General features: G+C 72.1%; 19 protein-coding genes. 7 read left to right on the top strand and 12 right to left on the bottom strand.

Translation table 11 applies throughout. The features are described from left to right. Nucleotides 1-27: 27 nt before the first annotated feature. Entirely contained in the window at nt 28-1452 is a 1425-nt protein-coding gene (glnA, locus tag AB0B48_RS20170) for a type I glutamate--ammonia ligase (protein ID WP_355007781.1), read from the bottom strand. A 262-nt stretch (nt 1453-1714) separates the two neighbouring features. On the opposite strand from glnA, the gene AB0B48_RS20165 reads away from it, so the two are divergent. Next, nucleotides 1715-2113: an RDD family protein gene (locus AB0B48_RS20165; protein WP_357203682.1), complete on the top strand. Its 399-nt coding sequence runs from the start codon at nt 1715-1717 to the stop codon at nt 2111-2113. 278 nt (nt 2114-2391) lie between these two features. Here AB0B48_RS20165 and AB0B48_RS20160 read toward each other — a convergent pair whose 3' ends face one another. After that, the gene (locus AB0B48_RS20160) at nt 2392-3078 is read right to left on the bottom strand and encodes a DUF4191 domain-containing protein (RefSeq protein WP_145779624.1); all 687 of its coding nucleotides are present in this window, start codon (nt 3076-3078) and stop codon (nt 2392-2394) included. Between the two features lie 207 nt (nt 3079-3285). Between AB0B48_RS20160 and AB0B48_RS20155 the strand changes: the two genes are divergently transcribed. Both AB0B48_RS20155 and AB0B48_RS20150 read left to right on the top strand, forming a co-directional pair. Next, nucleotides 3286-3456, top strand: a complete 171-nt coding sequence (locus AB0B48_RS20155; protein ID WP_167362519.1) for a hypothetical protein — start codon at nt 3286-3288, stop codon at nt 3454-3456. A gap of 161 nt (nt 3457-3617) precedes the next feature. Continuing rightward, nucleotides 3618-6509 carry an AAA family ATPase gene (locus AB0B48_RS20150; RefSeq protein ID WP_357203677.1) on the top strand — a complete coding sequence of 964 codons (2892 nt, stop codon included), beginning with the start codon at nt 3618-3620 and terminating at the stop codon, nt 6507-6509. Nucleotides 6510-6548: 39 nt separating this feature from the next. On the opposite strand, the gene AB0B48_RS20145 is transcribed toward AB0B48_RS20150, so the two are convergent. After that, nucleotides 6549-8237: a hypothetical protein gene (locus AB0B48_RS20145; RefSeq protein WP_357203674.1), complete on the bottom strand. Its 1689-nt coding sequence runs from the start codon at nt 8235-8237 to the stop codon at nt 6549-6551. A gap of 53 nt (nt 8238-8290) precedes the next feature. Continuing rightward, the gene (gene lipA, locus AB0B48_RS20140) at nt 8291-9286 is read right to left on the bottom strand and encodes a lipoyl synthase (RefSeq protein WP_355007777.1); all 996 of its coding nucleotides are present in this window, start codon (nt 9284-9286) and stop codon (nt 8291-8293) included. Nucleotides 9287-9739: 453 nt separating this feature from the next. Between lipA and aspS the strand changes: the two genes are divergently transcribed. Continuing rightward, complete coding sequence (gene aspS, locus AB0B48_RS20135; protein WP_357203670.1) at nt 9740-11026, top strand: aspartate--tRNA(Asn) ligase; 1287 nt, start codon at nt 9740-9742, stop codon at nt 11024-11026. Nucleotides 11027-11075: 49 nt separating this feature from the next. Here aspS and AB0B48_RS20130 read toward each other — a convergent pair whose 3' ends face one another. The 4 genes from AB0B48_RS20130 to AB0B48_RS20115 all read right to left on the bottom strand — a co-directional run bounded on the left by AB0B48_RS20130 (nt 11076) and on the right by AB0B48_RS20115 (nt 15441). Continuing rightward, on the bottom strand, nt 11076-11468 hold the full coding sequence (locus AB0B48_RS20130; RefSeq protein ID WP_357203667.1) for a VOC family protein: 393 nt from the start codon (nt 11466-11468) through the stop codon (nt 11076-11078). Nucleotides 11469-11515: 47 nt separating this feature from the next. Continuing rightward, nucleotides 11516-12157 (bottom strand): lipoyl(octanoyl) transferase LipB, encoded by a 642-nt coding sequence (gene lipB, locus AB0B48_RS20125; protein ID WP_355007774.1) that lies wholly within the window; start codon nt 12155-12157, stop codon nt 11516-11518. 86 nt (nt 12158-12243) lie between these two features. Beyond that, nucleotides 12244-13551 (bottom strand): hypothetical protein, encoded by a 1308-nt coding sequence (locus tag AB0B48_RS20120; RefSeq protein WP_357203664.1) that lies wholly within the window; start codon nt 13549-13551, stop codon nt 12244-12246. Nucleotides 13552-13608: 57 nt separating this feature from the next. Further along, on the bottom strand, nt 13609-15441 hold the full coding sequence (locus AB0B48_RS20115) for a DUF2079 domain-containing protein (RefSeq protein WP_357203661.1): 1833 nt from the start codon (nt 15439-15441) through the stop codon (nt 13609-13611). A 212-nt stretch (nt 15442-15653) separates the two neighbouring features. On the opposite strand from AB0B48_RS20115, the gene AB0B48_RS20110 reads away from it, so the two are divergent. Further along, a complete protein-coding gene (locus AB0B48_RS20110) occupies nt 15654-16895 on the top strand; it encodes a PHB depolymerase family esterase (protein WP_357203685.1) in 1242 nt (413 codons plus the stop codon). Nucleotides 16896-16985: 90 nt separating this feature from the next. Here AB0B48_RS20110 and AB0B48_RS20105 read toward each other — a convergent pair whose 3' ends face one another. Then, nucleotides 16986-17885, bottom strand: coding sequence for a TIGR01777 family oxidoreductase (locus AB0B48_RS20105; protein ID WP_357203658.1), 900 nt, complete (start codon nt 17883-17885; stop codon nt 16986-16988). A gap of 186 nt (nt 17886-18071) precedes the next feature. Further along, nucleotides 18072-19061: an aldo/keto reductase gene (locus AB0B48_RS20100; protein WP_357203656.1), complete on the bottom strand. Its 990-nt coding sequence runs from the start codon at nt 19059-19061 to the stop codon at nt 18072-18074. Nucleotides 19062-19117: 56 nt separating this feature from the next. Between AB0B48_RS20100 and AB0B48_RS20095 the strand changes: the two genes are divergently transcribed. Beyond that, nucleotides 19118-19513 carry a MerR family transcriptional regulator gene (locus AB0B48_RS20095; RefSeq protein WP_357203653.1) on the top strand — a complete coding sequence of 132 codons (396 nt, stop codon included), beginning with the start codon at nt 19118-19120 and terminating at the stop codon, nt 19511-19513. Here AB0B48_RS20095 and AB0B48_RS20090 read toward each other — a convergent pair. Further along, complete coding sequence (locus AB0B48_RS20090; RefSeq protein WP_357203650.1) at nt 19510-20004, bottom strand: hemerythrin domain-containing protein; 495 nt, start codon at nt 20002-20004, stop codon at nt 19510-19512. The genes AB0B48_RS20095 and AB0B48_RS20090 overlap by 4 nt on opposite strands. Before the next feature lie 110 nt (nt 20005-20114). Next, nucleotides 20115-21452: a low temperature requirement protein A gene (locus AB0B48_RS20085; RefSeq protein WP_357203647.1), complete on the bottom strand. Its 1338-nt coding sequence runs from the start codon at nt 21450-21452 to the stop codon at nt 20115-20117. Nucleotides 21453-21606: 154 nt separating this feature from the next. Here AB0B48_RS20085 and AB0B48_RS20080 point away from each other — a divergent pair, with 154 nt between their 5' ends. Next, nucleotides 21607-22542 (top strand): SDR family NAD(P)-dependent oxidoreductase, encoded by a 936-nt coding sequence (locus tag AB0B48_RS20080; protein ID WP_357203644.1) that lies wholly within the window; start codon nt 21607-21609, stop codon nt 22540-22542. Nucleotides 22543-22596 lie beyond the last annotated feature (54 nt).

Here is a 22596-nt window from a genome sequence, read left to right as displayed (position 1 = left end):
GGCCCGGCCGGTGTTTCGAGCGACTGCTCAGCAGTCGTAGTACATGGCGAACTCGTGCGGGGTCGGGCGCAGACGCACCGGGTCGACCTCGTTGGCGCGCTTCCAGTCGACCCAGGTGGAGATCAGGTCGGGGGTGAAGACGCCGCCGTCGAGCAGGTAGTCGTGGTCGGCCTCCAGCGAGTCGAGCACCGCCGACAGCGAGCCCGGCACCTGCTTGACGTCGCCCCACTCCTCCGGCGGGAGGTCGTAGAGGTCCTTGTCGATCGGCGTCGGCGGCTCCATCTTGCTCTTGATGCCGTCCAGGCCGGCCATCATCATGGCCGAGAAGGCCAGGTAGACGTTCGCCGACGGGTCCGGGACGCGGAACTCGACGCGCTTGGCCTTGGCGTTGCTGCCGGTCACCGGGATGCGGGTGCAGGCGGAGCGGTTGCGCTGCGAGTAAACCAGGTTGACCGGCGCCTCGTAGCCCGGCACCAGGCGACGGTACGAGTTGATCGTCGGGTTGGTGAAGGCCAGCAGCGACGGCGCGTGGTGCAGCAGACCGCCGATGTACCAGCGGGCCATGTCGGACAGGCCGGCGTAGCCGGTCTCGTCGTAGAACAGCGGCTCACCGTTGAGCCAGAGGCTCTGGTGGGTGTGCATGCCGGAGCCGTTGTCGCCGAACAGCGGCTTGGGCATGAACGTCGCGGTCTTGCCGTTGGCCCAGGCCTCGTTCTTCACGATGTACTTGAAGAGCTGGAGCTGGTCACCGGCGTGCAGCAGGGTGGAGAACCGGTAGTTGATCTCGGACTGGCCGGCGGTGCCCACCTCGTGGTGCGAGCGCTCCACGTTGAAGCCGGTGTCGACCAGGCGGCGCACGATCGAGTCACGCAGGTCGGCGTAGTGGTCGACCGGCGGGACGGGGAAGTAGCCGCCCTTGTACGCGGTCTTGTAACCGCGGTTGCCGCCCGGCTCTTCGCGGCCGGTGTTCCAGGCGCCCTCGATCGAGTCGATGTAGTAGAACGACTGGTGCGCCGAGGTCTCGTGGCGGATCGAGTCGAAGATGTAGAACTCCGCCTCGGCGCCGAAGTAGGCGGTGTCGGCGATGCCGCTCGCCGCCAGGTACGCCTCGGCCTTCTTCGCCACGTTGCGCGGGTCGCGGCTGTAGGCCTCGCGGGTGAACGGGTCGTGGATGAAGAAGTTGAGCGCGAGCGTCTTCTGCGCGCGGAACGGGTCGATGAACGCGGTGGCGACATCCGGGAGCAGGAGCATGTCCGACTCGTGGATCGCCTGGAAACCGCGGATCGACGAACCGTCGAACGCGAGGCCGTCGGTGAAGAGGTCGTCGTTGACGGACTCGACCGGCAGGTTGAAGTGCTGCATCACGCCGGGCAGGTCACAGAAACGAACGTCGACGAACTTCACGTCCTCGTTCTTGAGGTATCGCAGCAGTTCCTCGGGATTGGCGAACACACATCCTCCTGGCACGTCCACGGGGTGGCTAGGCTTCTGGCGACGCTAGGGCCGGGGGGTTGCCCGGCCGTGTCTCCGTTGTTTCTGCCGTGTTACGTCCCTCGCGGAGCGTCAGTGGCGCCCCGTCCACGCCTCCGGCCCGCCAGGGACGCCGTACCGACTGTGCCAGTGTAATGACATCTGATCGCTTTGGCCTGAATCGGCACGCAGTGGCGGCGGCACCCGGCAAGCCCTCATCCCGGCGCGGATACCCTTGACCGCTGTGACCAATCCGCACCTCCCGGCAGCGCCGGCCACCGACCCCAGCTTCACCGCGCCGAGCCTCGGTCGGCGGTTCGGGGCGCTGATCATCGACTGGGTGCTCTGCCTGCTGGTGTCCAACTTCTTCGCCGACCCGGTACGCGACGGCTGGGCCCCGGTGCTGGTGTTGGTCCTGGTGTACGGCATCTTCCTCGGCCTGTTCGCCCAGACTCCGGGCATGTTCATCACCAAGATCCGCTGCGTGAGCTGGAACGACGGTGGCCGGATCGGCGTGCTTCGGGGGCTGATCCGTGGCCTCCTGCTGGCCCTTGTCGTCCCCGCGCTGATCATGGACGAGCACCGACGCGGTCTGCACGACCGGATCGCCGGCTCGGTCATCGTCGACGCCCCCCGCGGCTGACCCGACCCTCTGCGCCCCCGAAGGTGGCTGAGTTCGCCTCAGCGATCCCAAGATCGTGCTCGATCATTGATGTAGTGGCATTCACGCACCCGGAGACCACTACATCCAGGTTCGAGCACGATCTTGGCGCTGCTCGAGCCCGAGCCGCCCGCGGGGCGCGGGGCGCGGGGCGCGGGGCGCGGGGCGCGGGGCGCGGGGCGCGGGGCGCGTTCGACGCCCCGACGCGAAAGAGCCGGGCCCGTGCGGGTCCGGCTCTTGTCGGCGTACGTCGAAGGGGGTCAGCGGCCCCGCGACTGGCGGAAGGCGCCCGGCGGCCGCATGTTCTTCGGGATCGCGCCCTTGGGCATCTGTGGCCGGGCGGTGAGCGCCTTGAGTCGCTTGTCCAGCGAGTTGACGTCCTTGCCGGAGAGGGCGCGGGGCAGGCGCAGCAGCGTGGTCCGCAGCTTGCGGATCGGCAGCTCGCCCTCCTCCTGCCCGATCACGTAGTCGTGCAGGGGAGCGGAGCCGATCACCTTGGACAGCCGCCGCTTCTCCTGGCCGAGCAGGCCGCGCACCCGCTGCGGGTTGCCCTCGGCCAGCAGGATCACGCCCGGGCGGCCGATCACCAGGTGGACCATGTCCATCTGGGTGGTCGAGCTGACCGCCGGGGTGACCCGCCAGTCGCCGCGCATGTTCTCCATGATCTGCGCCGCCGCGCCGGGTTGCCCCTCGGCGGCGTTCATCATCGCCTTGTTGGACCGAAGGTTGAGCACGATCAGCACCGCGAGCAGGATGAACAGGATGCCCAGCGGCAGCCAGATCCAGCCCCAGAGGATGACCGCGACCACGGTGAGCGCGAGCGGGAGCAGCACCGCTGCGGCGACCAACGGCGCGAACCACCGGTCCTGCTTGGCGGTGAACTGGAACACCATCCCGATCTGCTTCAGCCGCTGGCCGAACGAGACCTTCTCCTGGGGCTTTGCCATGCCGCAGAGTCTAGTGGTCGCCGCCGGCCCGGTTGATCCGCGTCCGGGTGCCGGGGCAGCTGAGTACCTTACGTCGCCGTGAGCGCCCTGAGCGGCCGGGTAAGGAGGGTGTGGGTGCGGAAGATGAGGCGCCGTGCCCATGCCCGGGTGGGGCCTTCGCGCGAAGAGTCGTCAGCAGAAGACGACGACGCCACGAAGGAGCCCGACATGTTCGGCAACGACGCAGATTTCCTGCTCACCCTGCACCGCACCCACGCCGCCGAGCTGCGCGCCGACGCTGCCGCGGACCGGCTCGCCCGGTCGCTGTCCCGTCCGGTCAGCCGCGGGTGGCTGGGCCGGCGCAGGCAGGCCGGTCGCACCGGCGACGCCCGCCGGTGACCGCGCTCAGCGTGGCCGCCACGTCCACCGCGCCTGTAGTGGCCGCTGCCACGGCTACCGCGCCCGGCGGGCTGGCCACTCGACCCGATCCGACCCCGCCGCCCGGCCTCCGGCCGATCGGCGGGGCCGGCGGGGTGGGCCGCCATGGCATGCTCGAACACGTGACCGTACGCGCCGCCAGCTCCGTCCTCGTCGGGCGCCACCGCGAGACCGTGGCACTACGGGACGCGCTGGGTCGGGCGCGGGCCGGGGAGCCGACCGCTGTGCTGGTCGGCGGCGAGGCGGGGGTGGGTAAGACCCGGCTGCTGGAGGAGTTCGCGGGCTGGGCCACCGAGGGGGCGGCGCGGGTGCTCGTCGGCCAGTGCCTGGAGCTGGGCGAGGCGGGTCTGCCGTTCGCGCCGTTCGCCGCCGCGTTGCGGTCGGTGCTCCGCGCCGACGGCCCCGAGGTCTTCGCCGGTTACGAAGCGGAGTTCGCTCCGCTCCTGCCGGAGCTGGGCCGCGCCTCTGCGGCGCTGACCACCCCCCGCGCGGTCCTGCTCAGCGACGCCCCGCGCGGCTACCTGTTCGACCTGGTCGCCGAGCTGTTCCAGCGGCTGGCCGATGCTCGCCCGCTGGTCCTGATCATCGAGGACCTGCACTGGGCCGACCGTTCCACTCGCGACCTCATCGGTTTCCTCGTCCGGGCGGCGAGGCCGGGCCGGCTGCTGCTGGTCTGCACCTACCGCACCGACGAGTTGCAGCGCGGGCACCCGCTGCGCCCGTTCCTCGCCGAGCTGGATCGGGCCCGGGGTGTGGAGCGGGTCGAGCTGGCTCGCCTGGACCGCGACGGCACCGCCGCGATCCTCGCCGACCTGCTCGGTGCCGAGCCGCCCGCCCGCGCCGTCGACGATGTCCATGGCCGCACCCAGGGCAACCCATTCTTCATCGAGGAGTTGGCCGTCGCCGGTGACCCGATCGGCTGCGCGGCGCTGCCCGAGACGCTGCGTGACCTGCTGCTGGCCCGGGTGGACCGGCTTCCGGAGCCGGCGCAGCGGGTGTTGCGGATCGCCGCCGCCGGCGGCACCCGGTTCGCCCACGACCTGCTCGCCGAGGTCGCCGGGCTGCCCGAAACCGAGCTGGAGGACGCGTTACGCGCCGCCGTCGCCGCCCAGTTGGTGGTGGCCGACCGGGACGGTGACTACGAGTTCCGACACGCGCTGGTCCGCGAGGCCGTCCACGACGAGTTGTTGCCCGGTGAGCACGCCCGGCTGCACGCCCGCTTCGCCGCCGCCATCGAGGCCCAGCCGCATCTGGTCGCCGCCGGCCGGGCCCCGGCCGAGATCGCCCACCACTGGTACGCCGCGCACGACCATCCGCGCGCCCTCGTCGCCGCACGAGCCGCCGCGTGCGCCGCCGCCGACCGGTACGCGTACGCCGAGCAGCGCCGACTGCTGGAGCGGGCGCTGGAGCTGTGGGAACTGGTGCCCGACGCCGCCGACCTGCTCGGCATGGACCATCTGGCGTTGCTGGAGCAGACCCTGGCCGCGGCGGTCACGGCCGGCGACTTCAGCCGGGCCATCACGCTGACCCGGGCCGGCCTGGCCGAGGTGGACACCGACGCCGCACCGCTGCGTGCCGCCCGCCTGCTCAACCAGCGGGGTCGGCTGATGGCCCTGCTCGGCAAGAGTGACGGCCGCCGGGAGCTGGATGAGGCGTACCGGCTGGCCGCCGGCGGCCCCCGTGACGTGGCACGGGTTCGGCTGCTCGCCGACATCGCCGCGCACATGGTCAAGATCGACCCCGGACAGGCGGCCCGGGTGGCTGCCGAGGCCGCCGTGGACGGCAAGGCACTCGGCGAGGACCTGGCGCTGCTGCACACGCGGATCGCCCTGCTCTGCCACGGCGAGCGGGACCTGGAGCGGGGGTTGGCCGAGCTGAGCCAGGCTGAGGCCGTCGTCCGCGAGTCCGGGGACTCCACGGCCCTGGTGCTCGCCCGGGTGTACCAGTCGGACGTGCTCTGCGAGTTGGGCCGCTACGCCGAGTCCGCGGAGGCCGCCGAGGCCGGCGTGGCCGAGGCGCGACGGGTGGGGATCAGCCGCTCCACCGGGGCGTACCTGCTCTCCAACCGGGCCGAGGCGCTCATCGCGTTGGGTCGGTGGGATGAGGCCGAGGCGGTCTGCGGGGAGGCCGCCCGGATCGACCTGTCCGGTGTCACCAGTCTGCACTGGATCCAGTTGGGCGCCGGGCTGCGGCTGGCCCGCGCCCACCCGGGCGCCGACGAGCTGGTCGACAAGGCGCTCACCTTCCTCAACCGACCGTACCTGTGGCCGAACCACCGCCTGCCCCTGCACGAGCTGGCGATCGAGGCGGCGCTGGCCGCGGACGACAAGGTCGAGGCGGTACGCGCGGCCCGCGTCGCGGTGGCCGACGAGAGCCTGCCGCGCCTGCCCCGGGAGGGTTGGCCGGTGCTCAGCGCCGCCGCGCGTACCGCGGCGCGGGTGGGTGACCGGGAGTTGGCCACAGCGGTGGCGGCGCTCGCCACCGACCTGCCGGCGCGGCACCCGGCGGCCCGCGCGCACGCCGCCCAGGTCACCGCGCTGCTCGCGGTCGGCGACCAGGCGCTGCCGGCGTGGCGTGCGGCGGTCGACGCGTGGCGGGCCGACGGGCAGCCCTACCCGTTGGGCAGGGCGCTGCTGGCGTTGGGCGAGGCGACGGCCGCAGCCGGGGAACGCGACGAGGCGGCGACGGCGGTCACCGAGGCCACCGAGATCGGCCGGCGGCTGGGCGCGACCCCGCTGGTCGAGGCGGCCGCCACCCTGGCGCGGCGGGTCGGCCTGCGCGCCGGGGGCGGGGCCGGAGCGGACCTGTTGACCGTTCGGGAGAGGGAGGTGCTGCGCCTGGTCGCTGAGGGGCACAGCAACAGCCGGATCGCCGAGCGGCTGTTCATCTCGCCGAAGACGGCGAGCGTCCATGTCTCCCGGATCATCGCGAAGCTGGGTGTGACCAACCGGGTGGAGGCCGCCGCCCTGGCCCACCGCCTCGGCCTGCTCACCGAGGCCGCCGGGCCGCGCTGACGCGCACCGAGGCCGCCGGGCTGACGTGGGCCGCTGGGGTCAGCGCGGCAGGTAGATGCGCCAGCCCTCGATGGTGACCAGGTCGAGGCTGCCCGGCGTGACTCGCTGCCGTTCGTCGAGCACCTCCGCCAGGGGTGAGCCGGCCGGCGCGACCCAGGCCGGTGCCGCCGCGCTGTCCACCTCCCGCCGGTACGCGGGGTAGCGGTCGAAACCGGGGCGCAGGGTGTCGTCGACGACCGCGCAGACCACCTGCTCCGCGCTGGCGAAGGTGAGCCGGTTGCAGGTCCAGTAGCCGGCGCGCACGTGCCGTACGCCCAGTTGTCGCAGGGTGCTCACCAGTTCGGTGTGCCGGGCCTCGGCGTCCCGGGTCGCCGGGACGGTCTCCGCTGCCCGCCAGGTGGCGTGGGCCGCGGTGCCCAGCGTGGCGGCGAGCATCACCACAGCGACCGACCGGGCCAGCGTCGACCCGACGCCGTGTCGGCCGGTCGCCGCCCGACGCAGCCCGTGCCGGGCCACCGTCCACACCGGCCAGAGCAGCGCCGGCAGGGAGATGAGCAGGCAGGACAGGTAGCGGGAACTCTCCACGGGGGTGAGCCCGGCGGAACTGCTCACCGTGTACGCGCCGAGGGTGGCCACCGCGGCCAGCACGAGCGCCAGCCGTGCCGCCGCGGCCACCCGAGGCGACACCGCGTCGTTGCCCACAGCGGCAGAGCCAGCAGGATCGGGTTCGCAGGCGCGCAGGGCCCGCCAGGCGGTCGCGGCGGCGATGGCCAGCAGCAGCGGCAGGGCGAGCGCCCACCACAGTTGCCAGGTGGCGCACTGCCCGGGAGCGCAGAAGCCCATGCCCAGCCCGGGGCCGAGAACCAGGCCACCGTGCAGCCGGTCCGGCCAGCCCGCGCTGGCGTTCGTACCGCTGGCCGCGAGCACAGCGTGCAGCGGGTTGCGCCCGGTCAGCAGGCTGTGCAGCAGCAGTGGGGCCGCTCCCAGCACGGCCGCCGCCCCGAGCAGCGCCCCGGCGGCACCCCACAGCTCCCGGCGGCAGAACCCGACGAGGACCGCGCCGGTCGCCGCGACGTACGGCAGCACGAGCGGGTCGACCCAGAGCATCAGCCCGGCCAGGAACCCCCACGCGGCCCAGCGCGCCAACCGCCAACCGGGTCGCCCGGCCTCGGCCGTCCGCCGCCCCGGTCGACCGGTGGCGAGATCCACTGCGAGCACTGCCAGCGCCGCCCCGGCCGTGTTCATCTCGGGGTAACCGCCGCCGGCGATCAGCTGGTTCTTGACGATCCGGTCGGAACCGAGGGCCAGCAGCGCCACCATCAGCAACCCGAACCACCGGTCCCCGGTCAGCCGCAGCGCCAACCGCCAGGCCAGCAGCAGGAACAGCGCGTACAGGGCCAGCGTGGGCAACCGCAGCCCGAGCAGCGACGGCCCACCGGCGAGGGCGAACACCGGCGCGGCCAGGTACGCCTCCAGCGTGCCCATGTACTGCTGGCCGTAGAACCAGACCGGGAAGTCCTCGCCCCGGGCGATGTGCAGCGCGGCCAGCCCCATGGTGGCCTCGTCGCTGTTCGTCGGCGGGGCGGCGTGCAGCAGAAGCCAGAGCCGGTAACCCACCCCTGCGAGCACCACCAACCCGGTGAGCCAACCGACCAGGCCGGAACGCGCGCCGGGTCGCGGGCGCGGCGAGTCCGCGCCGCGCGGCTGCTCGCGTACGCCGACGGTCATCACAGGATCATGACACCCGGACGCCGAACGGCCGTGCGGCGCTGCCGGCGGAGTCAGCTGGCGGTGGCGACCGAGGCGGCGGCGCGGGCGTCGATGGCCTGCTTGTAGAGCCGGCCGGCCCGGTACGACGAACGCACCAGCGGCCCGCTCATCACCCCGGCGAAGCCGATCTCCTCGGCCTCCTCGCGCAGCTCCACGAACTCCTCCGGCTTGACCCAGCGGGTCACCGGGTGGTGCCGGGGCGAGGGGCGCAGGTACTGGGTGATGGTGATCAGCTCGCAGCCGGACTCGTGCAGGTCACGCAGCGCCTGCGAAACCTCGGCCCGCTCCTCGCCCATGCCCAGGATCAGGTTGCTCTTGGTGACCAGGCCGTCGGCGCGGGCCTGCCGGATCACGTCCAGCGAGCGGTCGTAGCGGAACGCCGGCCGGATGCGCTTGAAGATGCGCGGCACCGTCTCCACGTTGTGGGCCAGCACCTCGGGACGGGAGCTGAAGACCTCGGCCAACTGCTCGGGGACGGCGTTGAAGTCCGGGATCAGCAGCTCGACGCCGCAGCCGGGCTGAAGGGCGTGGATCTGTCGGACGGTCTCGGCGTACAGCCAGGCACCGCCGTCGGGCAGGTCGTCACGGGCGACACCGGTGATGGTGGCGTAACGCAGCCCCATCGAGACCACCGACTCGGCGACGCGACGCGGCTCGTCGGCGTCGAACTCGGCCGGCTTGCCGGTGTCGATCTGGCAGAAGTCGCAGCGCCGGGTGCACTGGTCACCACCGATGAGGAAGGTGGCCTCCCGGTCTTCCCAACATTCGTAGATGTTGGGGCAGCCGGCCTCCTGGCAGACGGTGTGCAGCCCTTCGCGCGAGACGAGCCCGCGCAACTGGGTGTACTCCGGGCCCATCTTTGCCTTGACCTTGATCCATGGCGGTTTGCGCTCGATCGGCGTCTCGGCATTACGCGCCTCGATCCGCAGCAGACGCCGCCCCTCGGGGGCCGCCGTTGCGGTGCGCGCTGCCTGGCCGGTCGTCGGCGCGGAGTGCTCGATCGTCACGAAAATGAGCCTACGCCGGACGGCGGGTGTCTATGTGCGTCAGGCGACCGGCGTCACGCCCCGAACGTTGTGACGCCGGACACCGGGGTGTCGAAAATGTGCGTCACACGAGCGGGATTCGGGTGCTACGGTCACCGCCAACAGCGACGACGGAGCCGAGTAGCCCCCGACCCGCCAGTGCAGAGAGCCGCCGGTGCTGAGAGGCGGTCTGGCACCGGGGCGCGAAGACCCTCCCGAGCTGCGGGAAGAACGGCCGCGGGTCCCCCGCGCCCAGTAGAGCCCGCCCGGCTGGCCCCGGTCATCAGGCGACGAACGAGGCCCCCGCTCCGGCGGGGGTGAAGGTGTGGTGGCACCGCGAGGTTCCCGCTCGCCCACACCTCCCTGGGGCTGATGCGACGCTTTCGCCACCCCGGGGCGGCGACGGCGTGGCGATCGACCGAGGAGCAGCCCGCCATGCAACGAACCCTGTCCCAGCAACTGCCCGCCAGGATCGGCACGACAGTGCGGATCGCCGGCTGGGTGCACCGCCGCCGACTGCTCAAGTCGGTGGCCTTCCTGATCGTTCGGGACGCCACCGGCCTGGCCCAGGTGGTCGTCACCGACCCGGCCGTCCGCGCCGAGCTGGAGAAACTCACCGAGGAGACGGTCGTCGAGGTCACCGCGACGGCCACCGCGAACGGCACGGCGCCCGCCGGGGTGGAGCTGACCGACCCGACGGTACGTCTCCTCGGGTCGCCCGCCGAGCCGCCGCCGTTCGACCTGTACCGGCCGGCACTCACCGCGAGCCTGCCCACCCAGCTCGACAACGCGCCCACCGCGCTGCGGCACCCCACCCGCTCGGCCGCTCTGCGGATCTCGGCGGCCGCGGTGGCCGGGTTCCGGGCCGCACTCGACGCCCAGGACTTCGTGGAGGTCCACACGCCGAAGGTGGTCAGTTCCAGCACCGAGAGCGGTGCGAACGTGTTCGCGCTGGACTGGTTCGGTCGACCCGCCTACCTGGCCCAGTCACCGCAGTTCTACAAGCAGTTGATGGTCGGCGTCTTCGAACGTGTCTACGAGGTGGGGCCGGTCTTCCGGGCCGAACCGCACGACACGGTCCGGCACCTCGCGCAGTACACGTCGCTCGACGCGGAGCTGGGCTTCGTCGCCGACCACCGGGACGTGATGCGCGTGCTGCGCGACACGGTGGCCGGGATGCTCGGGACCGTGGACGAGCGGGCCGCCGGCGCGCTGGCGACGCTCGGCGTCACGCCGCCGCAGGTGCCGGCGGAGATCCCGGCGGTGCACTTCACCGAGGCGCTGACGATCGCCGGGGCGCCCGCCGACGAGCCGGACCTCGCGCCCGCCCACGAACGGGCGCTGGGGGAGTGGGCCCGGCGCGAACACGGGTCGGACTTCCTCTTCGTCACCGGCTACCCGATGGCGAAGCGACCCTTCTACACCCACCCGGACCCGGCGCGGCCCGCGTACTCGAACGGTTTTGACCTGCTGTTTCGGGGTCTGGAGCTGGTCACCGGCGGGCAGCGGTTGCACCGGCACGCCGACTACCTGGCGGCGTTGGCGGCCCGGGGTGAGCCGGTCGAGCCGTACGTCGGCTACCTGGACGCGTTCCGGCACGGCATGCCGCCGCACGGTGGCTTCGCCATCGGCCTGGAACGGTTCGTGGCCCGGCTGGTCGGCGCGGCGAACGTCCGCGAGGTCACCGCGTTCCCCCGTGACCTGCATCGCCTGACCCCGTAGGTGGGAGCCCTGCCGGCCCACTCGATCCGTGGAGCGGGCCGGCAGCGGCTCAGGCGGGGCCGAGGAGGTCCCAGAGGTTGCCGGCGACGTCGCGGAAGACGGCGACCCGGCCGTACGGTTCGGTGCGCGGCGGTTTGACGAACTCGACGCGCTCCTCGACCATCCGGCGGTAGGTGGCGTCGAAGTCGTCGACCTGAAGGAAGAAACCCACCCGGCCGTGGGTCTGGTCGCCCACCGCGGCCTCCTGCCGCTCGCCGTCGGCACGGGCCAGCAGCAAGCCGGTTCCGCCTCCCGGCGGACGGACCACCACCCAACGCTTCGGCCGCCCGTCGTTGGTCAGCGACGGGGCGTCCTCGGCCAGCTCGAAGCCGAGCACCCCGGTGAAGAAGGCGATGGCCGGGTCGTACTCGGTAACGACGACGGTGACGAGATCAATCTGCACCAACCGAGGGTAAGCCGCCCGTCGGTCACCCGACGCGCGGCCGAGTCTCAGATCGTGACAAGGGTGGAGAGCCGGCGCTCGACCACCGGCAGCACGTCCGCGACGCTGATCGGCCGACCAAGCTCGGCGGTGAGCGAGGTGACGCCCGCGTCCCGGATGCCACACGGCACGATCCGGTCGAAGTACGTCAGGTCGCAGTCGCAGTTGATCGAGAAGCCGTGCAGGGTGACGCCCCGCGCCACCCGGATGCCGATGGCCGCCACCTTGCGGGCCGGCCCCCTGTCGTCCTCGGGCACCCAGACCCCGCTGCGCCCCTCGACCCGGCCGGCGGTCAACCCGAACTCCGCGCACACGTCGATGAGCAGCTCTTCGGTCCGGCGCACGTAGGCGACCACGTCCACCGGGTCGGGCAGGCGCAGGATCGGGTAACCGACGAGCTGCCCCGGCCCATGCCAGGTGATCTTGCCGCCACGGTCCACGTCGACGACCGGGGTGCCGTCCATGGGCCGGTCCCACGGTTCGGTGCGCTTGCCCGCTGTGTAGACGCTCGGGTGCTCCAGCAGCAGCACTGTGTCGCCGCGCTCGCCAGCCACCACCGACTCGTGCAGGCTCCGCTGCTCGTCCCAGGCGGCCTGGTAATCGAGCAGACCGGCACGGACGGCCGTCAGGCCGGGGGTCGTCGTTGTCACGGCAACCAGCCTAGTCCCGTCCGGGGCGATCATCCCTGGTGAGCCCCCTCACGAGGACCACGTCGGTGCCGCTCGGCGGCTCGTTGTCACGCCGGAGCAGGGCCCGTCGCAGCGCGGTGGCGGCGGATCCGGCGGACGATGAGAGCGATCACGAGCAGCGTCGGCACGGCCAGCGTCAGGTAGACCCAGAGCGGGGCGGCGAACGGTGACGGCCGGGGCTCTGACCCACCGAACGCGGCCCGGGTCAGCAGGTCGCCCGGCACCATCAGGTCGGTCGACCCGACCGGCGTGGTCACCAGCACCTCGCGACCGCCGTCGGGCGACAGCGCGGCGAGAGTGGCCTGCCGGTCCGTGTCCGCCTCCGTTCTGTTGACATACCGCAGGAGCGGGTCGTCGCCGCGCCAGCCGACGATCCCGCTGACCGAGGTGCCGGCCGGCAGGGCCTTGCCGACGGCTTGGCCGGTGGCCGTGTCCAGGAACTCGATTCGCCAGCTTCGCGCCGCCAGCTGCTCGGACGTGCACCTGGGCCCGGCGCAGCCGTCGAAGGCGAGCAGCGCGAGCCGCCGGCCGTCGGGATGCCAGGCGGCGGGGCCGGCCAGCATCCGCCGGTCGCCCAGGTCGACCTGCCAGCGAGGACCCCCGCCGGTCGGGTCCAGGACCACAAGTCGCTGGCGCTCGGCGAGCCGGGCAGGCACGTCCGGCGAGCCGGTGACCGCCAGCAGGTCGCCACGGGGTGACCAGGCCGCCTCGTTGTGGGCGGCGAAGGTGCCGGCCGCGACCACCTGCTCGGTGCCCTGGTACGGGTCGACGACGAGCAGGTCGTCGGGCTTCTCCGGATCGTTGAGCTGCTGGTTGTCCGGCCCGTAGCTGATGACGTGATCGTCGTTGTTTCGGGTGCCGAGCACGCGTCGCCCATCCGGTGACCAGGCGAACGGGTGCAGCCCGGGTTTCACTGTGCGGCGCTGCCGGCCGGTGGTGAGGTCCAGCAGCTCGCCGGTCTGCGGCCGCAGGTAGTGGCGCCCGTCGGGGGAGAGCAGCCCGTGCCCCTCCGCCATGCCGATCGGGATGAGCCGGTAGGCGCCGTCCCGGGCGACGAGCACGCCTGTCGACTCGAAATAGCGGGTGCGGTCGGTGAAGAACACCAACGCGGCCGGACCCGCCGGTCGTTGCCCCACTGTGGCTTGCCACAGCCACGGATCGCGCACCCGGCTCGGCACCACCCCGGCCGTGCTGTCGGTGACAGCGCCTCCGCCGGCTGTGCTGTCGGTGAGAGCGCTGCTCGCGGCCGTGGCGGGGCTGTCAGCGGCCGTGGCCGCTGGCGCGCTGAGCGCGACGAGCCCCAGCGCGAGCCCGACAACGGTGGCACGCCGCAGTCGCCCGCCGGTCGATTCCATCGGCCCATTAGACGCGATGACGGCCGGTCGCGATGCCCCGACCGGCCGCGTCGCGGACTACCGATCGGTGGGCGGGATGCGCCAGAGCCAGACGTCGTCGACCCGTTGCGGCTCGCCGAACAGGGCGGTGGCGGTACGCAGCAGCGCCTCCTCGTCGACCTCGAACTTCGCGCCGTGCACCTGGTCGGCGAGCACCACCGTCTCGATCCGCCAGTGCCGCAGGTCCGCTTGGACCTCCCGGATGGTCCCGTCGGTGACGATCGGCACCAGCCCGGTGCGGCCGGCCTGGTCCATCAACGCGCTGAGCGTGCGCGGCACCGGACCGATCCGGCCCCGCCCGTCCGGCCCACCGGGCCCGAGGAAGAAGCCGCCGGGGATCTCGAACTCGCCCTGCCGGTGCGACAGCGCGTACGCCTGCCACCGCTGACCGTCCGGGTAGATGTCCACGGTCAGCGGCACCGGGGTCAGCACCCCGTCCGGCGAGACATAGTCCTTCCAGGTGCCGGAGGTGATGAACCGCGGGATCGGCTCCCGCTCGTCGGTCAGCAGCGGGGTGGGCAGCAGCGGCACCAGGGCCGCCGCGAAGCCGAGCACCCAGGCCAGCTCCGTGGGGCGGTACCGGGGTGGCGCGGCGCGCAACTGGTCGACGGTGTACGCCAGCACCAGCCCGATCACCGGCGCGACCACCAGCGCCAGACGGGCGGGCAGCGCGGCGTTCACCACCGGCAGTTGTCCGAGCAGGTCGAACGGCATGGGGAGGTCGGTGCGTCGCCCGTCGACCTTGGCGATCGGGCCGAAGGAGAGCACCGAGAAGATCAGCGCCAGAACGCCCAGCGCCCAGAGGGTGGCCCGGCGGCTCGGGTCGGCCCGCCGCCAGAGCACGACGAAACAGACCACGGTGAGCACCAGCAGCGGAATGCCGAAGAAGGAGTTCTCCTCGGTCGGGTTCGGCGCCAACGAGGTGCCCAACCCGGCCTCGCCGGCCAGTGAGCGGCGTGGGAAGGCGGCGAACGCCGCGATGTCCTCGGAGTGGATCGCCGGGTCGAAGCCGGTGCCGTGGAACCGCTGCGGCCCGGCGAAGTGCAACCACAGGGGGTACGACAGCAGCACGCCGGCGACCACGGCGGTCACCCCGAGCCCGCGTACGAAATTGGGCAGCACGGCACGGGCCTCCGCCCGGTTGGCCGGGTGCAGCGCCCAGATGGCGACGAACACCCCCAGCGCCAGCGCGGTGAAGAAGAGCCCTTCGGCGGCGATCGAGAAGGCCACCGCCACCAGCACGCCGAGGATCACCCCGTCGCGGAGCCAGTGCCCGGCTCGGCGCAGCGCGAACAGCCGCCAGATCAGCAACGGCACCAGCCAGCCGGCGGTCCAGTTCAGGTGCGCGTTGGCGTGCGACACCATGCCGGGGGAGTAGGCGATGAACAGGGCGCCGACCCCGGCGGCCAGCCGGCTGCGGACCAGGTGCCGGGAGAGCAGCCAGTACCAGACCAGCGCGGTGGCGAGCAGGTTCAGGGTGAGGATCACCAGGAACGTCGCCGGTGGCCCGATCAGGTACGTGAGGGGGGCGAAGACCACCGCGTACACAGTGATCGAGGTGTTGACCGCGAGGTTCACGCCGTCCGGGACGTTGATCAGGTACGTGAAGAGCGGGTTGTCCCAGTGGGTGACCGCGTGCCCGCCGAAGGCCAGCAGCCATTCGAACAGCGCCTGGTCACTGGAGTTGACGGTGATGGTGCGGGTGTTCGGGTCCCGCCACAGCCCGCTTGTCACCCAGACGGCGAGCGCGAGCGCCACCAGCACGACGATCAGGTCGGCCCGGCGGTCCCGGACGGTGCGCTGCGGTGACGCGGGGGCGGGCCCGGTGGCCAGCGACGGGGAGGACGGCACGCAGCGGACGTTACCAACCGGACCTGGACGGTCCGGTCAGACCGGCGGTTGTCGTCGGTTCCGGTACGGCGTCGGCGGGCGGGGTTCGGCGTACACAGCGTCCGTCGTGAATGTGTGAGTCGGCCCCATGTCATAGCGGCGACACATCGTCGTAACGTCTCGGCAACTCGACAGTGACCCAGTTCACAGTCCGCCCCTTCCAGGAGGCCGCCGTGCGCCGCTCCTCGTCCACCCTCACCAGGCTGCTCGGTGCGGTCGCCGGGCTCGCCCTCGCCGTCACGGGCGCGGTCGCCGTCGCCGCGCCCGCTCAGGCCGCCACCCTCACCCAGGTCACCGGGTTCGGCTCCAACCCCGGCAACCTCGCCATGTACGCCTACCGGCCGGACAACCTGCCGGCCAACTCCCCGGCGGTCGTCCTCCTGCACGGGTGCACCCAGAACGCCTCCGGCTACTTCGCCAACTCCGGCTGGCAGAAGTACGCCGACCAGTGGAAGTTCGCCCTGATCGTCGCCCAGCAGCCGTCCGGCAACAACGCCAACTCCTGCTTCAACTTCTTCGAGGCCGGAGACACCACCCGAGGCCAGGGTGAGGCGCTGTCGATCAAGCAGATGGTCGACCACGCCAAGACGAACTACGGGGTGAACGGCTCCCGGGTCTACGTCAGCGGGCTCTCCGCGGGCGGGGCGATGAGCGCGGTCATGCTGGCCACCTACCCGGACGTCTTCGCCGCCGGATCGATCATCGCGGGCATCCCGTACCGCTGCGCCACCAGCATGGTCAACGCGTTCAGCTGCATGAACCCGGGCGCGGACAAGACCCCGGCCGCGTGGGGCGACCTGGTGCGGGGCGCGTACTCCGGTTACACCGGCCCGCGGCCCCGGGTGGCGATCTGGCACGGCACCTCGGACACCACAGTCACCCCGCTCAACGGCACCGAGTCCCGCGACCAGTGGACCAACGTGCGAGGCGTGTCGCAGACCCCGACCAGCACCTCGTCGCTGCCCGGCAACACCAGCCTGGAGGTGTACGGCAACGACGACGTGCGCCTCTACCGGATCTCCGGAATGGGCCACGGCACCCCGGTCGACCCGGGCTCGGCGGCCGAGCAGTGCGGGACCGCGGGCGCGTACTTCCTGGACACCATCTGCTCGACGTACCGTGACGCGCTCTTCTTCGGTCTGAACGGCGGCGGGACCAACCCGACCCCGACCCCGACGGCCACCCCCACGCCGACGCCGACCGCCACGCCCACGCCGACCCCGACGGCCACCCCGACCACGCCGCCGACCTGCGTGACGGCCAGCAACTACGCGCACGTGGCGGCCGGTCGGGCGTACCAGTCCGGCGGCTACGCCTACGCCAACGGCTCCAACCAGCGGATGGGCCTCTACAACACGTTCTACACCAGCACCCTCAAGCAGACCGCCCCCAACTACTGGGTGATCGGCTGCTGACCCCACCCGCCCGCCTTCGTTGATCAAGAGGTTTGCGTCATCCGGAAGCCGGATCCTGACGCAAACCTCTTGATCAACATTGCGGTCGGGTTAGGGGGTCAGGGCTGCTTTCAGGGCAGTGTCGAGAGTGGGGTGCTGGTAGGGGTAGGCGGCTCTGGTCAGGACTCCGGGGAGGACCCGGGTGCTGGTGAGGGCCTCGTGGGAGAAGCCGCCGAGGGCCACCTTGAGCGCCAGCGCGGGAATCGGGATCACCGCCGGCCGGTGCAGTTGCCGGGCCAGCTCGCGGGTGAACTCGGCGTTGGTGACCGGGTTCGGCCCCACCACGTTGACCGGGCCGGCGATGTCGTCGCTGTCGAGCAGGAAGCGGACAGCGTCCAGCCAGTCGCTCATCGAGATCCACGGCAGCCACTGCCGGCCACTGCCCAACCGGCCGGCGATGCCGAGCTTGAACGGCAGCAACTGCGGCTTGAGCAGGCCGCCATCGCGGTGCAGCGGCAGGCCGGTACGCAGCCGGACCACGCGTACGCCGGCGTCCTCGGCCGGACGGGTCGCGGCCTCCCACACCCGGCAGACGTCGGCCAGGAAACCTTCGCCGGCCGGGGCGTCCTCCTCGACCGCCCGGTCGCCCGTGTTGCCGTACCAGCCGACGGCGGACGAGTTGAGCAGCACCCGGGGTCGGCCCGTGGCGGGGAGCCCGGCGATTGTGGTCGCCAGCGTGGTGGTGGTGTCCACCCGGCTGGTGCGGATCAACCGCCGGTAGTCGTCGTTCCAGCGTTTGTCGCCGACGCCCGCGCCGGCCAGGTTGACCACGGCGTCGGCCTCGGCGACCACGGCCGGGTCGAGTTGCCCGGCGGCCGGGTCCCAGCGCCGATCCTGCGGCCCGCCCGGCGCTCGACGGACCAGCCGGGTGACCTCGTGTCCGTCGCGGACGAGCAGGTCGGCCAGCCGGGTGCCAAGGAAGCCGGACGCGCCGGCCAGGAGGATCCGCATACCCCCATCTTCGTCCAAACCCCCGCCCCCGGACGCATCTGCAGCCCCCACCCCTCGCCGATCTTGCACTTACGGTCCCCGTTCTGTCCTGCTACGCACTTTTTATCGGCACAGAAAGTGCAAGATCGACGGGGCGAGGGTGAGGGTGAGGGCGGGAGCGAGGCCGGGGCGGGGGCGGGGGGCGGGTTAGGGGGTGCGGAGGTCGGTTAGGAGGCGCTCCACCTCGGCGTAGGACTCGGGGCTCAGGGGGCCCAGCTCCAGGGTGGAGAGGTTCTCGTCGGCCTGGGCGACCGTGCGCAGGCCGGGGATCGGCACGGTACGGGGGCTGCGCGCCAGCAGCCAGCCCAGCGCGCCCTGGGCCAGGGTGCGACCGTCGGCGGTGAGCGCCGCGCGGACCTGGTCGACCCGGGCCGCCCAGCGTGGCGTCGGCCGGCCGTCGGTGAACCATTCCAGCCACTCCGGTGCCCGCCCGCGCACATCGTCCGCCCCGACCGCCCGGGTCGACCCGGTGAGCAGCCCCATCGCGAGCGGGCCGCGGTTGAGGCTGGCCAGGTCGTGCTTGTCGCAGACCGCCAGCACCGCCGCGTTGTCGCGCAGCACCGACTCGTCGTGCTGGATCGCGGCGCAGTGCGGGCCGGCGGCCGCGAACGCCTCCGCCGAGGCGGCATCGTCGGTGCTCCAGCCGTACGCCCGGATCTTGCCCTGGTCGACCAGGGCCTCCAGGGTGTCGACCAGATCGAGCGCGGCGGGCACCGGCAGATCGTTGAGGTGCAGTTGGTAGAGGTCGACGTGGTCGGTGCCGAGCCGGCGCAGCGAGTCTTCCAGGCTGCGCACCGCGAAGGCCGGGCTGGCGTCGGTGCCGAGCGCCCGCCGGGTCCTCTCCTCGCTGACGTTGCCGAACTTCGTGGCGATCACCACGTCGTCCCGGCGGCCGGAAAGGGCCCGGCCGAGGACCCGTTCGCTGTGGCCGGCGCCGTAGTTGCTGGCCGTGTCGAACAGGGTCACCCCCAGGTCGAGTGCGCGGTGGATGGTGCGGATGGACTCGTCGTCGTCGACCTCTCCCCAGCCGAACGGCTGCCCACCGTCACCCCAGAGCGGGCCACCGATGGCCCAGCACCCCATCCCGATCGCGCTCACCTCGATGCCGCTGCGTCCCAGCGTTCGTGTCATCGTCATGCGCTCCACCCTCCAACCTGGAGCGCGCTCCAGGTCAAGCATTAAAATCTCGCGACATGAGCGGTTACGCCCCATCGGAGGCCGCCCGCCGCAGCGGCTTCAGCCTGGACACCCTGCGGTACTACGAGAAGATCGGCCTGCTCGCCGACGTGGAGCGGACGGCCGGTGGTCAGCGGGTCTTCACCGACGACGACCTCGGCTGGTTGGAACTGTTCCGGTGCCTGCGCGACACCGGGATGCCGATCGCGCAGATGCGCCGCTACGCGCACCTGGCCCGCGAGGGTGACCACACCGTCGACGAGCGCTGTGAGCTGCTGCGACACCACGCGGTGCGGGTCGAGGAGCAGATGGGCCTGCTCCAGCGCCAGTACGAGCACCTCCGGGAGAAGATCCGCTTCTACGAGCGGCTATCCCCTGTCGCCCCGGGCTCGGAGGCCGAGCGGGCCGGCTAGGGGGAACCGGGCGCGGACAGGCCGAGCAGATCCTCTGTCGTTCCGGGTCGACCGGTGAGCGCGTTCAGGGCGGTGACCAGCCGCTTCTCCTCGTAGCGGAAGTGCGACTCCAGCAGGGCGGCGAGCCCGGCCAGCTCGGCGCGTACCTGGGCGACCGGCACCGTCGCGTCGCCGCCCAGCAGTGCCTCGACCCGTTCCAGGATCCCCGCCACCACCTCGTGATCGGTGATCAGGTTGTCGATGACCGGGCGCAGCTCGGGGGCCTCCTCGGCCAGCAGCCGGAACGCGCCAGCGTCCTCACCGGTGTGGTGTCGGCCGAGCGCGGCGCAGAAGGTGAGGCAGTGCGCGCGCAGGTCCCGCGACGGGGTGTCGAGGCTTGACTGCAGTCGGGCCAGCTCCGCGCTGAGCCAGAGGTGGATCTCGATCATCTGATTGCCGACGGCGGCGAGCCGGCCGGCCGGTGAACCGGTTGGGTGCACGTGTCGTCCCATGCTGTCCCCGCGCCTCCATGCCCACGGCGGCCTTCGGGCCGGGTGCACTGCGACGCTGCGCCGAAGTCTAGGGCCGGCCGGTCGCGCCCGTGACCCCGGGCAGGCCGCTGTCACGGAGTGGTCGGTTCGTCGGTCTCCTCGACGTCGTGCCAGCGCGCCCGCCAGGCGGCCTCATGGGCCTCGTGGCTGGTCCGCTCCTGGAAGACGGCGGCCCGCAGGGCGTGCCGGGATTGCGCCATCACCACCACCTCCACGGCCACCAGCGCCACGCAGATCACTGTCGCGAGGATGAGCGCGCCCAGCGCCGGCAGGTGCTGGCCGACCGGAAGGGCAGCCGTGAGAACCACTATGACGCCGAGACGGGTCCAGCTCACGGTGTGCAGGGTGCGCAACTGGAAGAGCAGGTTGACGGCGAAGTAGCAGATCAGACCGCCGAAGAACATCGCTATCGCCGGTCCCTCGATCTTCTCGGCGATCCCGCCGGCCGGGTCAGTGATCTTGTGGAGGATCTGCTCGTTGCCGATCGAGAAGAGGATCACCCCGGCGATCATCGGCAGGTACGCGTACGCGTACGCGTCGCGGGCCATCGCCACCCGGGGGCCGCCCTCCGCCGCGTGCAGGGCGATCCGGGCGGCCGGCCCGATGAAATCGAAGTGCGCCCACCAGAGGGCTGCGGTGACCACGATGCCGAGCGCGGCGGCGGCCACCGCCGGCCAGGTGACCGGCTTGCCGAGCAGGTTGCCGCCCACCCCCGTCGAGATGATCGACTCGCCCAGCGCGATGATCAGGATGAGGTCGTAGCGCTCGGTCCAGTGCTCGGCGCTGGTCACCCCCCAGCCCCAGGTACCGACGATGAAGCCGGTGGCGTACTGCACCACCACCACGGCGATCCACAGCCCGTCGCGGACCAGGGCAGCCCGGTCGGGGTCGGTGATCTGCGGCGGGATGAGCGCGGCGGCCAGCAGCAGCACGATGCTCACCGCCAGCTCCGGAGCGAAGCGCCGCAGTTGCCGCCGCTCCTGCGGGCTGTCCCGCACCACGTGCTGATAGAGGATCCAGTGGATGCCGCGGACCACGACGTAGCTGATCGCCACCAGCATCGGGCCGGCGGCGCTCCCCTTCGGGTCGCTGAACGCCTGCGGGAGCGCCAACGCGAACGCGAACAGGGCGACCATCGCGATCACCATGAGCACCGGGACGTAGCCCTCGCCGAGCCGGACCCGGGTGGCGACCAGGCTGTGCACCACCCAGATCCACCAGAGCACGGCGAGCACCAGGCTGGCGTGCAGCAGTTGCCGACCGGAGATGTTCGCGGCGGTAGCCCGGGTGATGATGAAGAACGAGAAGACGAAGACCAGGTCGAAGAAGACCTCGAACTTGTCCACCCGGGCGCCCGGGGCGATCGGGACGGCCGGTCCCAGCTGTCCACGCCGCCGGTAGCCGCCCACGATCCCACTCTGGCAGCGTCCGGGCTGGTCGGAGGCCCGAACGGCGAGGGTGACGGGCTCGGCGTTACCTCCGGCCCGGGTCGGGGAAGCATCGGGGCCACACGGCCTCCCGCAGCGGGCCGGTCGGTCCGCCCACCCCGGACAAGGATGGACAATGACGACCAACAACCCGATCACCACTTCGTTCGCCCATCACTCCACCGCTATGGACGTGATCCGGGGCGTGGACCTCGTCGGGCGGCGGGCGATCGTCACCGGCGGGTCCTCCGGGATCGGCGTGGAGACCGCCCGCGCCCTGGCCAGCGCCGGCGCGGAGGTCACGCTGGCCGTCCGGAACCCGGACGCGGGTCAGCAGGCCGCCAACGACATCACCGGCACCACCGGCAACGACCGGGTCCTGGTCGCCCCGCTCGACCTCGCCGACCAGGGTTCGATCGCCGACTTCGTGGCCAACTGGGACGGCCCGGTGCACATCCTGGTCAACAACGCCGGGATCATGGCGGCACCGCTGTCCCGCACACCGCAGGGCTGGGAGATGCAGTTCGCCACCAACCACCTGGGGCACTTCGCGCTCGCCAACGGGCTGCGCCCGGCGCTCGCGTCCGGCGACGGGGCCAGGATCGTCTCGGTCAGCTCCGCCGCCCACCTGCGCTCACCGGTGGTCTTCGAGGACATCCAGTACGACAAGCGGGAGTACGAGCCGTGGCAGGCGTACGGGCAGTCCAAGACGGCGAACGTGCTCTTCGCCGTGGAAGCGACCCGGCGCTGGTCCGACGACGGCATCTACACCAACTCGCTGATGCCCGGCGCGATCCAGACCAACCTGCAGCGCTACGTGAGCAAGGAGGAACTGGACCGGATGCGGTCGGGCAACGCGGCGGCCTGGAAGACCGTCGAGCAGGGCGCCGCCACCTCCGTGCTGGTCGCCGCGTCACCGCTGCTCGACGAGGTGGGTGGGCGCTACTTCGAGGACTGCCAGGAGGCCGCCCCCGCCCAACCGGGCCAGCGGACCGGGGTCGCCGACTACGCGCTGGACCCGGAGGCCGCCGAGCGGCTCTGGCAGGTCTCCACCGCCCTGCTCAAGAGCTGAGCACCAGAGCGGGAAGCCGGGTCCGCCGCTGGCTGGGCAGCATCGTGCGGCAGC

This window comes from Micromonospora sp. NPDC049089, assembly GCF_040648775.1.
Classification (GTDB): Bacteria; Actinomycetota; Actinomycetes; order Mycobacteriales; family Micromonosporaceae; genus Micromonospora.
This window is presented reverse-complemented; position numbering and strand designations above follow the sequence as displayed.